Origin of the sequence: Capnocytophaga sp. oral taxon 903, from assembly GCF_013394785.1 — a bacterium.
Classification (GTDB): domain Bacteria; phylum Bacteroidota; class Bacteroidia; order Flavobacteriales; family Flavobacteriaceae; genus Capnocytophaga; species Capnocytophaga ochracea.
This window is the reverse complement of record NZ_JABXYW010000002.1, coordinates 1,466,348-1,482,614: the sequence shown is the minus strand read 5'-3', so window position 1 is coordinate 1,482,614 and position 16,267 is coordinate 1,466,348. Positions and strand designations below refer to the sequence as shown.

Annotated in this window: 3 protein-coding genes; 1 reads left to right on the top strand and 2 read right to left on the bottom strand. The window is 38.9% G+C overall.

Annotated elements, in window-relative coordinates; genetic code table 11:
* Positions 1 to 841: 841 nt before the first annotated feature.
* Positions 842 to 2,371 (bottom strand): leucine-rich repeat domain-containing protein, encoded by a 1,530-nt coding sequence (locus HW279_RS06190; protein WP_178958353.1) that lies wholly within the window; start codon positions 2,369 to 2,371, stop codon positions 842 to 844.
* Positions 2,372 to 2,638: 267 nt separating this feature from the next.
* Between HW279_RS06190 and HW279_RS06185 the strand changes: the two genes are divergently transcribed.
* Entirely contained in the window at positions 2,639 to 2,791 is a 153-nt protein-coding gene (locus tag HW279_RS06185; protein WP_178958352.1) for a hypothetical protein, read from the top strand.
* Between the two features lie 492 nt (positions 2,792 to 3,283).
* Here HW279_RS06185 and HW279_RS06180 read toward each other — a convergent pair whose 3' ends face one another.
* Positions 3,284 to 15,445: a T9SS type B sorting domain-containing protein gene (locus HW279_RS06180; protein WP_178958351.1), complete on the bottom strand. Its 12,162-nt coding sequence runs from the start codon at positions 15,443 to 15,445 to the stop codon at positions 3,284 to 3,286.
* Between the last annotated feature and the right edge of the window lie 822 nt (positions 15,446 to 16,267).

Here is a 16,267-nt window from a genome sequence, read left to right as displayed (position 1 = left end):
TTTTTGCTTTTAACATTCCTTTTACATTAACAAATATTTAAGACCTTCATTTTAACATTAAGAAGATAGCTGAATCCTTTTATCGTTCTAAAATGAATAAAGGAAAAGGTAACACAATAGCTTTTTTATAAGGATTTTGGGCGTTTTAAAGAAGATAGTGTTGTCTTAAAAGGGCAAAAATAAAACTTTAACATTCTTTGCGTTATTCTCGGGATTTTAACATTTTCTTTGTGTTTTATCTGTTAAAAATGGTTTTTTAACAGATAAAACGCAGTGTTTTTAAAGATTTAGTGTGTAATTATTAACAGTAAAATAAGAATTTCAGCGACGATAGTTGTATTTTTTTGCATATTTTTTTGAATATTTTTTGGTAGTTACATTTTTTAACGTATCTTTGTGCCATCATAAAAGATAAGAGACTTTTTCATAACCAACAACAAAGAAATAAACAAACTACAAGTTGTGTATAAAAACAAGAATGTAATTGTAAACAAAAAGTTTTTTTCATAATTTTTATTTTTAAGTTTTCTTTTTTATTATTAAATTCAAGAGGCTTCTAAGGGGTTAGAAGCCTCTTTTTATTTGAGCCGTCCGTAGCACGGCAGGCACTTTAATTAGGCAAATACAATTTGAGGCGAATTTGGGCTAAAGAGTGAAACTATGCCTCAGAAAAAGTAGTAGCACGACGGACAATTGATTTCAGAATTGGAGTGCTTGAAAGATTGCACATAAAAAAACCGTTATAAGCTATACTTATAACGGTTTTCCCCTATTATTAAATATTTAATTCTTATGAATAAGACGACTACTAAAAGTATATCTTCTCCAACTATCTTGTCTATTATTTAAATTCTGAAATATCTTTAGGATTGTATATACCTCCTGCACGGAAATCAGACTCTGAGATAACTCTATCATAATCAGCTTTACTTGATAATGGAATATACAACTGTATCTTACCGTTTCCGTTTGAAAAAACATCTCTTATGTTATCTATTTCAGGAGCTGGAACATCTTTACCCTCTGGTAAAGCTCCTAATCCTTTTGGAGGAACTGTTCCTCTAAAAGCTACGTGTTGTAATGCAGTACAATTACTGAATGCATTTTGTCCTAAGTGGGTTAAAGTAGCAGGAAATTCTACCTTCGTTAAACTTCTGGCCATTCTAAAAGAAGAATCTCCAATCTTTTTAATTTTAGGAAATTTGATATATGAAACATTAACATCAAAAGAATAAAGATCTGTCTCATTTTCATTAAACAACTTACCTTCTATCTCTGTAACATTATTAAAATCTATTCCTGTAAGCTCGTTTTGCCCTGCAAAAGCCCTACGTGCTACTTTAGTAATATTAGGTGGAAGAGTAATATTTCCTTTCAATTTTACACCTGTCTTTATTCCTAAAAGTACACCATCTTTAACAATATAATTTGAGTCATCTGATTTTCTAACAGCAATAGTAAGTATAAGTTTATTTCCCTTACCATTATCACCATCACTATTAGTAAGCTCTACTGTTAAAGTTCCTTCTTTTTTCCCAAATATTTTAACACCCGTATATTTACCATTCTCTTTCTCTATATCTGCACCAACTAATTCTTTCGCATATTCAATAGTAGCAATACTACTATCGTAAGTGCCAATAGTAAATGAATTATTATAAATATTATTTAAATCAATACGTCTAGGTTTTCCTCCTATCCCTATTTCTACATTTTGAATTGCAGCAGTAAAAGGAGCTCGTACGTGTACGATAAAACTTCCTTTAGGGAATCCTTTATCGTCTTTCTCACCCGCGGTATCTTCGAAATATACTTCACCAGTTTGCCCTTCGCCTATTCCTTTTACAAAAAATCTATTTCCATCTTTGCGTACTTGTGCCAAAGCAGATGAAGTAGATTTGATATTTACTTTATCTACAGTACCGTTATATTTCTTGAGCAAATTGGTAACTTCTACTTCTTGGTCTCTATCAACAAATACGGTTTTACCCAAAACGACTAAACCTCTATCATTAGTTTCTTTGTCTTTTACAGTTACATTGATATAGGCAACTCCACCCGTTTTACTTTCTATTTTCACACGGGTTTCGCCTACTTTACCGCCTACTTTTTTGCTAGAGATAATAACATTAATATCTCTTCCCATATTGGCGATAGCCACGTCTACATCTTCAGATTCGGGCTTTAGGATACCGTCGGGGGCAGTTACTTTCACGGTTGTTTGCCCTCCTAAGTTAAGGGTGACAGCCGTTTTCTCTAATATGATATTAGAGTCTCCCTCTTTATCGTCTTTTTTGCAGCTGAACAGGGTTGCTGAAGTCAACACTGCTAAAGCTAACATCATTAGTCTAGTTTTCATTGCTAAATACATTTAATTAAATTTCGCTACAAAAATAGGTATTTTTACAATACAAAACAAACTTTTAGAGATAATATTATCTATTATTTTGTGTTATTTTTAACATTTTATATTTAAACATCTGACAATCAAGTGATATTATAAGAATTTTATTAGAGTAAAATTATTGTTTAATAAGAGAAGTATAGGTTAAACACACGAGGGTTTCTTTAAAGAAAATCAAACAAATAGGTAAAAGTCTTTCAATTGACAATTGACAATTGACAATTGACAAATGTGATGTGCACGGAACTACAGTGGTTTTATAGTGGCTCTACAGTGGCTCTACAGTGGCTCTACAGTGGCTCTACAGTGGCTCTACAGTGGCTCTACAGTGGCTCTACAGTGGCTCTACAGTGGCTCTACAGTGGCTCTACAATAACGATTAATTAAATTATAATCGAACATTAATTGAGTTTATACTGTTTTAAGTTAATGTGAGATTGGTGTAAGAAAAAAGTGTAGCTTACGCTACAGAAATCTTACAAATCTTAAAATAATCAAACAAATAGGTAGCAAGCCTGGAAGTCTGGCGTAGATTTTACGGATTACTGAGCTAAAGCTGAAAAATTTTACGGAACAGTAATGAATAAATTATAACTGACGTTAATTATGATGCATAAGATAGGGGATAAAACTGATAATACCAAAATAAGCCAATAATAACAGAAGTGAGGAAATTAGCAAATGAGGAAATTAGCAAATGGGGAGTGTATAAGATAAAAATAAAAGACAAAAGGTAATAAATAAAGTGAAGGAAAATACAATGACCATTATAGTTGGGATAGCAATAAAGTTTTTAAGAAATGAAAAAGGGCTACCCTTAACGGATAGCCCTTTCGAAATAAATATTAATTAATGTATAACCTATGAAGCAAACAAATCTTAACGATATAGTGTAAAGTTACCGTTGAAGGTACGAGTATCGTGTTCGTTGCTAAGTTCTACGAGGTACCAATAGTCGCCTGTTGGCATATCTCTACCGTCGTACTTACCGTCCCATTCTTCGCCTGCTCTAAGGGTTTTGAGGCGACGACCGTAGCGGTCGTAAATAGTAGTACGGATGAACGGATACTTATCTACCCTGCGTGGTGCCCACGTATCGTAATTGCCATCGCCGTCAGGAGTAAAGAAGTTCGGTATGAATACATCGAAGTATTCTTCATAGAACGTTTTGGAGAACGTACAGCCTGCTGCATCGTGTACTACTACATCTACTATTTTGAGTTTCTTACCGCTCACTGGATCGGTGTACTCACGGTCGTTCATTCTCAATTCGTAGACGTTATTGGTATCGTAATCTTCGCCATTGAACTCATAACGATAAGGTTTCACACCGTTTACACCTTCTACTTGTAGTGTATTGATAACGGTAGTAGGTGATTTCACGATATTGTTCAACTGGCGATACTCTACCACAGTTACTGATTTGGTAGCCATTTGAGTACATTGTTTAACAGCTCCGGTAACTGAATGGACATCGGTATAGATAATCTCTAAGGTTTGTGTTGCTATACTCATATTAAACCTGTTCTGGTCGATATAGCCGACATTCACACCGTTGTTACGCGAGAAGGTTTGTGGTGTAGTAGCTCCGTTGAGTTTGTAGGTTATCTTATTGAAATCTACTTCGTCTTTGAAGCGTACTTCTATCCAGGTTGTGAACTCGTTATTATCACAACTGAAGCCTTGCTCGGTAGTTGGGTCGAGGTCAGGAGCTGAGTAAACGCTAAACTTATAAGTAGGCGACATCACACAGCTGTTGGTTGTACTGCTTACGCTATCGGTTACCACAATCTCGTAATTGCCTTCGGTTAAGTTAGAAGCGCGGATTACGGTTGCTGACGAGGTAGCATAATCGGTATGTGCAGGAACGTTAGAGCCTTCTTTCATTATAGCGATGTCGTAGTTAGGACGACCGCCATCAACAGTGAACTCTATCCAAGCGTCGTTACCTTTGTGGCATACAAGCAAGTTAGAATCGGTTACATTCACTACGATAGGCTTAGGTTCTTTTACTATTAGTTGTTCCTTTTTGAACAAACAGCCCCAAGTATCCATTATTTCGACTGTATAAGTATCAGGAGGCAAGTTCCTAAATGTAGTATCTGATTGCGTCCTAAAGTTATAGTGAGAATCTATAATTGTATAATGATAACGTCCTGATCCTCCTCTTATGCTCAATGGATCAATAGTAATCTCTCCATCAGTATCTCCCTGACAAGTAACGTGACGAGTTACGGAAACAGTAGCGGTAATTGGGTCAGGTGCTTTTAAGCCTACCTGAGTAGTACCTGAAGCTACTGAACAGCCCCACGCATCGGTAACAGTAATAGTGTAAGTTACTACACCACCAGGAGTACCGACCAATCCTGAGAATAATACACTATCGCCATTGAGAGCTATGGTTTTCTGACCTGTAATAGCACCGCCTTGTATATTGACCGTATAAGGAGCCCAACCACCTGACACGGTTACGAGTATCTCACCACGATTATTATCACAAGTTACACTAAATGTTTCTCTTGCAAAAACAGTTATAGGAGCTTCGGCTTGTACTATTTCGAAGGTAGTTTCGGCTTTACAGCCTGAAATAGCCGAGATAGCTTCTACCCTGTACTTGCTTGCTGGCAAGCCTGCGTGTACTATGGTAGCACCTGTAGAGTTACCTGTAATAGGAGTACCTACTGGCAATGGATAAATTGTATAGCTAAATCCGTTAGCCACTTGGTCGCCGTCAGAGAGACGGGTATCGGTAAGTTCTAAGGTAATAGAACCTGTACCACCGTAGCAAGTTACCCTTTGTGGGTTCTTAGCTTCTAACAATAAGGTGTTAGGATCGAGCACGGTATAGTTGGTACTTACCTCACAACCCGTAATCATATTCTTAGCTCTTATCACATAAGCGTAAGGTTCAGTAAGGGTGAATGTATAAGTGAGTGAGTTAAGCGTTACTGGAGGTATTACGGTAATAGTACCCCAACCTACTTTGCTCACTGAGTACTCGATAGGTTCGCCACTGTATACGGTGGTAGTGCTGAGGGTTACAGAGATGTTTTCATCTACATTACAAGTTTTCGCTTGTAACTGAGTAGCGGTAAGACTGCTCATCATAAGTGTAGGTGAAATAGTCACTGCGGTAGTAGTTGCACTACAACCATTGGTATCGTACACCTGTGCATAATAACTATTAGCGGTAGTTAAATAGCTTGGTAAGGTGTAGCTATAAGAGGTTACTCCCGGAGTTACTTGCTGTTGATAGAGCAAGGTGCCTGAGGCAAGCTCTCGGTATTCAATACGTGTATAAGACTCAGTACCACCTGTTACATTATTCAAATCGAAATGCAATTGTGGATTAGTAACTTCACCTGTATCAGCATCGCAAGTGTACTCTTTTTTGCTAAGGGCATTGGTAGTTGAGATTACATCAGGAGAGGTAACCGTTACTTCAATGGTTGATGAACAAACTTGTGCACTTACAGCTGTAATACGGTAGGTAGCACCACCTAAGATGGCTGCACCTGATGGTACGTTATTAAAGGTTACATAATTACCATTTAGAACCTGAGTAACACCTGGTACTGCTACCCCTGCATTATCGGTGATTGTGAAGGTATATGGAATACCATCAACAGGGTTTGCTTTTATACGTACGGTAGCAGTTTCGGCATAACAAGTAGGTGTAGTAACCGAAAGGACTTCGAGTCTAGGTATTTCAGGAGGTCTTACTACGAAGTCTAACGACTTAGCACATTCGGCAGGAGTACCCCAAGTAGCTGCATCATAGATATTGATGAGGTAACTACCTATACCACCATTGGTTATTACACTGTGTGCATTACCTGTAACATTAGCCCCTGTAACCACTGGTACAGCACGTTCGTTGGCAGTACCTTTGTTAATCACACGGTAGAGACTAAACTTATAAGTACCTGAACCACCTGTGATATTAGTTACATTGATAGTTACTGTATTAGTAGCACCACAAGGTAACAATGGTAAGTGACTTGCATCAAACTTAATCATCTCGTGTACTCTAAATGTAGTACTAGTTTCGCAACCATTAGCATCTTTAAATGAGATGGTGTACGGATTTGGATTTGGTGCTAAGCGTATTGGTAAAACAGTTTCAGTAGCTACTGTTATGTTTTGCCAGTTCACAATACCGTCTATCTTGTATTGATGTTGACCAATACCTATGCTGTTAAATTTCACTCTAATAGGATAATCGGTATTATCGCTACAAGCGTCATCGACAGTAATTGAGGCAACAGAAGGTTGAGAATCGACGGTTACGGTAACTGTATTTTCTCTCAAACAGCCAGAAGTATCTCTGACAAATACTTTCCAAACACCTGCTTCTACGTCTTTTGATTCGTTATCAGTAGAAGTAGTGAGGGCAGTCTCTAAGGCAGTACCGGTAGGTGCTGCTGATATGGTTGTATTGTGATAGTAATACTGATAAGGGGCTGTACCACCTGTGGCATCTACTACTATCTTACCGAGACCTTGTGGTTGCGGTGCTTGACAGTTTGCCTTACGGGTAACCGTAGCAGTCATTGTCAATAAAGACGCTGACTTACCTATGGTAAAGTTGGTAGTACCTTGTGTACAGTTAGTACCACCCTCAGTAAAGAGGACAAAATATCTACCTGCTGGAACATTTGGTATTACTATATCTTGACCCACTGCTGGAGTTGCTGTTAATGGTGGCGTAACAGGACCACTAGCTATAGCAGTTCCTAATGACGGATAAGTAGGTGTATAACGGAATACTTGATAGGTAACATTTGGATTTGTCCAGTTCTTCAAGCGAACGAACACCTTACCATCATTGGCATCGGCACAAGTAGTAGAAGCAACACCTGTGATAGTAGCTTCCAAGTGCGATTGTGTAGGTACAGGTATATTAGCTTCCTTGATAAAGGTACATTTGCTACTTGCATCGTACACGATAAAGGTATAGGTTACCCCTGGTGTAACACCTGTAAAGGTGTAAGTAGAGGCGTTTTTAACACTACCATCGGACAAGAGAGTAGGTACCACAGCACCACCGTGGAACCAAGTATCGGTACCACCAAGAGGGTTAGCCACTGTTTCTTGTACACTGGTAGTGGCTCCATAAGGAGGAGTAATACCTTCACGATATACGGCGATGTATTGGTTAGCACCAATAGTTCCTCCTGACTTATCGTATACTGAGATAGCTATTTCACCGGAGTTGGCAGCACAACCTATGGTGGCTGTACCTCGTGCGTCTAAGCCATTAGCGTCGGATTTTACGACAAAGTCATAAGTATACTTACAAGACTTAGCATCTTCTACCACTATTTGGTAGTTACCAATGTCTAAGTTCATAAAGGTTTCTCTTGAACCAGTAGCTACATTAGTACGAGTAGCATTCACCACGCCGTTCTTATTTAAAGTAACAGTGAATGGTGCAGTACCTCCTTTATTCACCCAAGCGCTTGCCTGAGCTTTCTGAGTACCCGTAGTAGAGCACTCAAGGTCAGTATGGGTAACAGAGACTACCATTGCAGGTACTTCGGTAACAGTAAGACCTAATGGGTCGGATTTACAGTTTGAAGCATCTACAATTGTAAGAGTATAGATTCCTTTTGCCAATCCCGTAATATCTCCTACTGGACGTGTAACGGTGGTAAGACCATTATTAAACTCTATAGTATAAGGAGCTACTCCTCCTGAAATGTTGGCATTATTGAAGAGTATCTTACCTGAATTAACGCCTGCGCAGTTAATACCTTCAACAGTAGGCGTAACTACAAAAGCAGGAGCATCTTTCTTGATTTCTTGTTTAGGTGAAATCACTTCGCAGTAGTCACCATTGGTCATTTGGTAACGTATCTTAAAGTAGTAATCACCTGGTATCTTAGTTTTGAAAGTATAAGTATTACCAGACTGGCTAATAGCAATACCTGTAGGGGCTGCTACTGTAAAGTTGGCAGTAGGTGAATTGCTCCACAAGAACTGACGAGCACCCCCAGCTTTACCACCAGAGTAAGTAATATCATACTCAGCTTCGCTATTAGGTACACAAGTTAAAGCTGCTTTAGAGATTACTTGCATACGCAATGGGTTGTCTATAGTATAAGAAGTGCTTGTACGACAGTCGGCACCATCTTTTACTTCAAAGTTATAAAGACCAACCGATAGGTTTTCGTAAATGATAAAGTTCGTAGCACTGGACTCAAAAGTTGCGCCTCCGTCTTTACTAAACTGATAGCTACCATTGCCATTTATTACCTTCACTTGCAAACGACCTGTATTACCACCTTTAAAGCAAGGCTCTAAGTCTACTACTTCTATTTGCAATGGCTTAGGCGCTGGCACATCAAGAGTAGCCGTCATTGTACAACCATTGTTATCCTCTACTTCAATTACATAAGTACCTGCCTGTAAGTTAAAGTCAGCTTCGTTATTTACAGCCGCTTGTGAGCCTGATGGTGTAGTACCTGTTATAGGAGTAAAGCGGAATGTTTTATAAGGTCTTGCACCTCCTTCGGCAGTAAAGCGTACTGTTGCAAAAGTATTGAAGCAAGATACCGGAGCTGTAACTGTAGCCGTAACTGTTAAAGGTACTGGCTTGTTAATAGTATAGTTAAAGGCTGTTTGGCAACTGTGTTCATTAGCTTTGCGCACCAATAACGTACCATTATTTACTGCTGGAATTCCTGTAAGGGTAGCCACCCCTTGAGCAGGATTAAGCTGTGTAAGGGTAACACTCGTCCAAGTAGTAGTACCCGCTATTTGATATTCTACTACAAATGTAGAAGGTGGATTATCAACTGTCAAGAAGATAGAACCGTCATTCTTACCACATTTTTCGTCGTAGGTAGTACCACGTGCTTTAAAGCCTTTGTTATTGTCAATCTTCACTGAAAGACCTTCAGCGCGCACTTGGCATATCTTAGTAGGTTGTGTAATCACAATATCGTCCACTGCTAAATCACTACCCACAGTAGAAGCAGCTGCTATATTTCTAATCTCAAATATATAAGCATTAGCAGTTATATCAGTAGTTGCAAAGGTTACTTTCTTATTGAGCCAAGCTCCTGTACGAGGAAGTTCACCTAATGACCTTTCAACGTATTGTGCTGGGTTACCAGGATTGTACAAGCGTACTACCAAGTTAGGGTTAGTACCACCTATATAAGTAACAGGTAATAAATTGAAAAGGTTCACTGATACACTCATTTCTTGACCGGCTACTACGTCTCTAATCGTGCGCTTGTAAACAATACCATTGTCATTATCAGGGCTACTTCCGTTGATTGCTAAATAGCGACCATCGGTTACTCCTGAAGCGTCTGAGGGTGGTGTAGATACCCAGTAGGTACCTGTGGTAGGCACTTGGCGTGTAATCATATACTGGTTATCACCCAAAGTAGTGCCATTGGCATTACAAGTAATAAATACCGACTCGGAGTCGCAAGTATTCTTACCTTTACCAAAGTCTTCTTTAAACAACACATTAGGAGTTGTGCCCGTAGCTGTCTTCGGCGTATACCGCACATAAACACTATAAATACCTGGGTCTAATGTAAAGACATTAGAAGTACGTGTTTCGCTGAGAGTACCATCGTCTTTTACAATGTCATATTCGTAGTTGCCTGCTGGGTTAGTAGTTACCGTAAAGGTACCTTTACCCTCACAGTCATAAGTAACAGTAGAAGCACTTACGGTAGCAGGTACTATTGGTTTTATGGTAATAGGTATTTCAAGAGTACATTTATTACTATCGCGTACATATACCACACTTGCTGTAGAGCCTACACGCAAAATAGGCACAGTAGTAAACGATACGTTATTAGTACTAAACTCATAACCCGTACCAGTACCTCCCGACACATTGTTAATATGTACTATATACTCTTTGGTAGGACTTGAAGTATCACAAGAGATATCCTCAGCTACTCCTGCATAAGCACGCAAAGTGCTTTCTACATCATTAATTACAATATTGCGGTTTCTATAAGTACATATATTGGTAGTAGATAACTGTATTTTTATTTCTACTTCATACTTACCAGCTTCCAAGTTATTGAAGAAACCTGTAGAGTTGGTACCCATATTTTGTACTCGTGCTCCTGTGTCGTCTAACTTGTAAAGGGTAGACTTCACGTTTTGCTGTGTGTTATAAGTAATAGACACCTGTCCGGAGTTATTAGCAAAACCACACAGGATATCGCGAGTTTTGATTGTATAGCCTAAGAGTCCTTCTGGATAAATATCCACAGGGGCAGTAAGAGCATAAGCTGAGTTGGCATCTTTGGCAATGAACACATATCTACCAGGTTGGTCTATATGTATATCACGCTCTACAAAGCTACTACCCGCAGGTATGGTAGCTATGAAAGCTGAAGCAGGTACATCGGAGTAATCAGTATAGCCGTTTTGTACCACGCCGTCAATACTCCAAATAGCAAACTGATAAGGATTCTTACCTCCATCGGCTTCAAAACGGGTAGTAAGTGAGTTACAGTTCTTCCAAGCCTTAGGAGTTACTTTGGCTGTAAGAGTAGTTTGTTTTTCTATTTTTTGTATAAAAGTTGCCTTACAAGTGCTTGGCAAAGCGGTTGAAGTAACCTCAACAGTATAAGTATCAGGGGCTATGGTTATAGGCACTCGGTATTCTGAATTAGTAGTAATCACAAAAGCTTGTCCGTTTTGGTTCACTACATTGCCTGCTGAGTTTTTCAACACATATTTATAAGCAAGACCTGCCGTAGCCATACGTATAGTAATGAAACCTTGCTGATAGCTGGTCACATTGGCAAAGTCTATTATTTCACCTGAAAGTGAATTGGTAAATACATCAAAATAGAAGTATTTCTCACAGTTGTTACCCTTGTCTGACACACGCAAGCGGAAATGACCTTGTGCGTTGGCAACAAAAGTATTGTTGTTATGTACATCTTCCCAAGCGCTATCATCTAAGTTCGGACAGTTCAAACTTGATGGCGAAGAGCCTGCTTTTAGCTTTTGCCACATTATATTGCTATCGCGGAAGTTCACCACTATATTACGTGAAGGCTGATTACACAAGATAAAGTGACTTACCCATAAGTTGTTACCCGCACACACATCACCTCCATTAGCTTGAGGTCTGATAGGGTCTGGTAGGTTATTGCTGGATACGAATTTTATTTCTTCACTGGTAGTGTAGGTTACATTACCGCATTTCATCAATTTATCTACTCTATAAGTAGCAGGGTCGCTTACCTCTATATAATTATGGTTTAACGGATTTGGTATCTGTGTACCGTTCTTATACCAATTATAAGCAGTAAAACCATCAATAGCAGTGAGGCGTGTATTTATGCCAGAACAAGCAATCTCGGTACGTGAACACTCTTGCGTAGATATTGCAATAGTTTTAGAGCCTGTGCTAGTTTGTTCAGGAATAGTACAAGCTGCCATTCCTCCTGAGTAAGTTAAAGAGTAAGTGGCTTGTAACACATTCATACAAGGCTTACCGATTACTGAACACTCTCCTTTTAATGAAATAGGAATAAGTATCGTTTGTAAATTACCTCCTGCTGTAAGTGTTTGCTTAGGCAGTGTAAAAGTAATCACATTACCCGATTTAGTAAAGGTAGGTTTGTAGATATTAAGGGTAGCCCCTGTAACATCAGGAGTACCTATGGTAATATTAGGGTGATTAGGCAAAGTAACCTCTAAAGTCGACGATACTACCCCTGCGGTTCCTTTATTTCTATAAGTAATGCGATAGTTGAAGTTCTCAGTAAGTGATAAATCGCGGTTGATAGGAGCCCCTGTACCATCTACAAAATCATTGGTTACCTCCATATCTACGGCACGCGATTTTACTACTACGTTAAAAGTACAAGTAGCTGCATTACCTGAGGTATCCTTAAATACATAGGTTACCGAGGTCGTTCCTATCGGGAAACGCTCTCCACTTTGGTGAGTCTGACTCCAAGAACCTATACGGCAGTTATCGGTTGCCGTTACCACTCCCCAATGTGCTATTCCGTAACATTGGTTAGCTACCGCATTTACTTCAATATTTTGCGATGGACAACCTGTAATCACAGGAGGTATGGCGTCAGGAGCAAAGTTTACAGTGATAGTATGACTGCCCGAGTTAGTAGTACACAACCCGAGGTCTTTCAAACTGTAACGCACCACATACTGGGTATTGCGTGTTACCGTATCACTAATAGTTTGTTCACTACCCAAGAAAGTTTCAGTGGCATTAGCTTCTATACGGAACCAATCTATATTGAAAAGTTGCGCCGAACCGCCAAAGGTAAGGTCTACCACATCACCATTACAAGGGTTCGTGCTTCTTGCCACATAGGTAACCCCTGGCGAAGTATAGTTATTTGCCGTTACCAAAGCCGAATCAGGGTAATCACCACAAGCGTGAGAAGTGGTCACAGCATAAGTACCGTCAGGCACGTTCTTAAATACGTACCCCGTAGCGGTAGAAGTAGCTCCAAATACTGGCGATTTAGTTTCTACTCCTGTAACGGTATTCTTAATGCTGAATTGTAATGGATAACGGATATATTCAGGATTGGTAACGTTCACCGCTATAAGTCCTGTTCCCGATGCCGCACTACACGAAGTACCTACCACATCGCGTTTGAGTTCCCCCGTAGGACTCACGGTTAAGTACACACGACTGACGTGAAAAGCTCCTGTACCATCATTCACTGGGTCAGAAGGTTTATGAGTGTCAGGAGAAGGGATTACACTATACAAATTCATACTATTAGCTGGATCAGTAAAGTACTGTTCTCTCTGTGAAGCTTTCCCTACATCCCACAATTGTTTTATACGTGCGTAATAAAAATAAGTAGACTGTAACAGATATTCTCCTGCTGATAAGTTATTAAAGGTGTGTGAATGGTCATTACTTCTTCCTACTACTTGGTCATAGCCTGTGGCAGTCTTTTTTAATAAAGTATATTGTGCATAACGTAGTGTTCCTACAGGAGTTGTTCCTATTTCATACGAAACCTTTGCCGCTCCCACACATCCTTGTTCTACTTTCACCTCATCTTTGTCATACTGCATCGGAGTATTTAAGTTGAATTCTTTGGTTGCTTCATTGCCACAACGGTCTTTAATAGTAATATTATATCTACCTTGTGGAAGGTCTCCAAACTCAAAACGATACGTCTCATTAGCAGTATCAGGGTTTCTCACCTCTTTTACCATAGGGAAAGTATACGTTACCTTGTGTAGTGGTTCAAAAGGTAAAGCGGTTTGGAAGTCAAAAGTACGAGTAGTACCACTGTGCCCATCGTCTAAATAATCAACAGTCACAGTGATAGGGTAATTAAATTGGTTTCCTGCTACCCATTTGCGTATAGATACAGTACCTTTAAATATCCCTCTATTAATTTCTATCCCGTCAAAACGCTCATCTATCTTATTAGGCAGAGGAGTCATATTTACAATACGCTCCGGCTCATAACACTGAGTAATTCCCGCTCCCTTAGTTTTAAACTTCACCTTATAGTAGCCATTAGCTTGTGAAGCTAAATCGGCATACAAACTACCGTTGTTGTTTATCCAAGTATAGTCAGTCCCTGGTATAAGAAGTTGCCATTTAGTAGAGTCGCTTATTTCTGACTGTGTATAAGTAGCATTCCAACTCGGGTCGCCTGCACCTATATACTTGTATATTTCAAAGTAAAATCCTTTGGCTCCTGCTGCTGATGGATTTTTTACCCATTCTGCTGGAGTAAAGTTCTGCCAGTTATAGAACCCAAAGTACATCTTATCAGAAGCACTGTCTGGGTTAGGCAATTCTATTTTTTTCCAATTAGCCTCTACGTACAGATACTTAGCCGAAGAACCACTGGGGCAAGGATTAGCAGGGTCAGCGTTTAGGTCTGAACGGTTCACTGCTGCTATCGCTGTCGAACCTGCTCTGTCCATATATATAAAAGGATCTTGTGAATTCGTAGGGTTCAATTTGTTTCTTAGAACATCTACTAAGTCCTTATCAAGTTTGAACTTCTTAACTATAGGTGTTTTCCCTAACTTAATAGTCAGTTCAATAATATCTCCTTCTTGAAATTGTACTGTATTATTGGTAATAAAAGAATAAGCACTAGATTTTTGTGGGCGAGCACTCGTTTGATAAGAAGAGGTAATATCATAACTATTTATATAATGCCCTGCTGAGTCATATCGTTTTATAACAGCGGTACCAGGTTTCCCTTTAATTTCATTCTCTAAACTTTGTTGTATACCTACATTGTCTTTTCGTTTTATACGAAATGAAAAATTAAACTTACAATCAGCTCCTACGCGTATGCCTGAATTCTCATTGTCGAGTTCAAACTCCATACAGTCAATATTCAATGAAGAAGCCGCTACTGAAAAAGTAGTTTTATTGGTTTCCCCACAATTCGGAGTTCCATTCATTGTATCTTCTACGGTAAGCTCGTAACCATCTCCTGTAGTAATCGGTTTAGCATTAGTCCCTTGAATAGTGATTTCCAAGTCTTGCCCCGCAACAGCATTATGAGTGGCATTATACAGCTCAGTACCCCCTTTGGTAAGGCGTACTTTAAAAGGTCCTTTGGCTCCTTTCTGTATTCTGAAAACCACGCTACCGTCATTACCATTCCCTGTACAAGACGGCGGTACCGATTTAAAACTTTTAAAAGTTGGTGGTACGTACGAAGAAGTAACCGTTACCACTTTAGGTAAAGTAGATTTCTGGTTATTAGCTACATTCACCATTGTAACGGTATACGTACCCGCTTTAAGCGTAGTAAACTCGTGTTCATCTTTGCCCGTCACTCCTATTTCCATAGGCCACGTACGACCGCTCGGGTCACCAGGTACATCGAGTTTTACCTGCAACTTGGTACCTACAGGTCCCATAGTAGTAGGAAGTGTCACCTTAATCTTTCCATCTGAGGCACATTGCCCTGGTGTTGTGGAAACATTAAAGTTGTTTAAGTTCAGCGGTGTTTGAGCCGAAAGCCCGAAGACCGTCATTACTATAAAAACAATTGTTAGAAAAAACTTTCTCATAATGCTATATATGCTATTTTGAAACAATAGTATCACTATACTTTAATGCACAAAAGTATATATTTTTCTCGAAACAGCAAAACTCTTTTATTGCAAATGTTAAAACAAAAGTTGCTCTTCTACCTCTTCCCTACCCTGCTCTTTTAACGGAAAAATCTTATACAACTATAACATTATTAATTACATACAACTGTAAAAAAGAAAAACAATCTACCCTTTTAGACCGCTATTTTTTAGCTATATTTTAACTTTTTGTATACAAAAATTTAACATTTCCAAGACGCTATTTTGGTAAAAAACACCCTCTTTTTTCACTCTTTTTTCACCTCCTTTACACAGATAATTGGAAGTTTTTACACAAAAACTTTTATCACCTTATTTATATTATGTATTCTATCTCAAATTCTTCTTCGTTTAACGTCTATCCAATCCATATAGTTCAATGCTTATCCAATGAGCCCTACACTTTGCCAAAGTTTCTATTCGCCCGCCGTGCTACGACCTTTGGCAAAATCGAAAATCACTCACCTATACTCTCTAAGAGTTATCCGTAGTAACCGAGTAAGTGAATAAAGAGAAAAGTTTTTCTAAGTCCCTCCAACTAATTTCCAAATTTTCTAATCCTCTTTTTCCAGCACATTCCCTCTAAATTCCTCCCAAAAATTTACTAATCTCCAAATTTTCTAATTTGCTAATTCTCTTTTCTGTCACACTCCCCCCTATTGCCTATGGCCTAAGGTCTATTGCCTCTTCCTCTTTCTTTCGACTCGAAACCCTGTTTTTACCGTTTTTTGCATTGTCGTATTATATTATTAATCAATT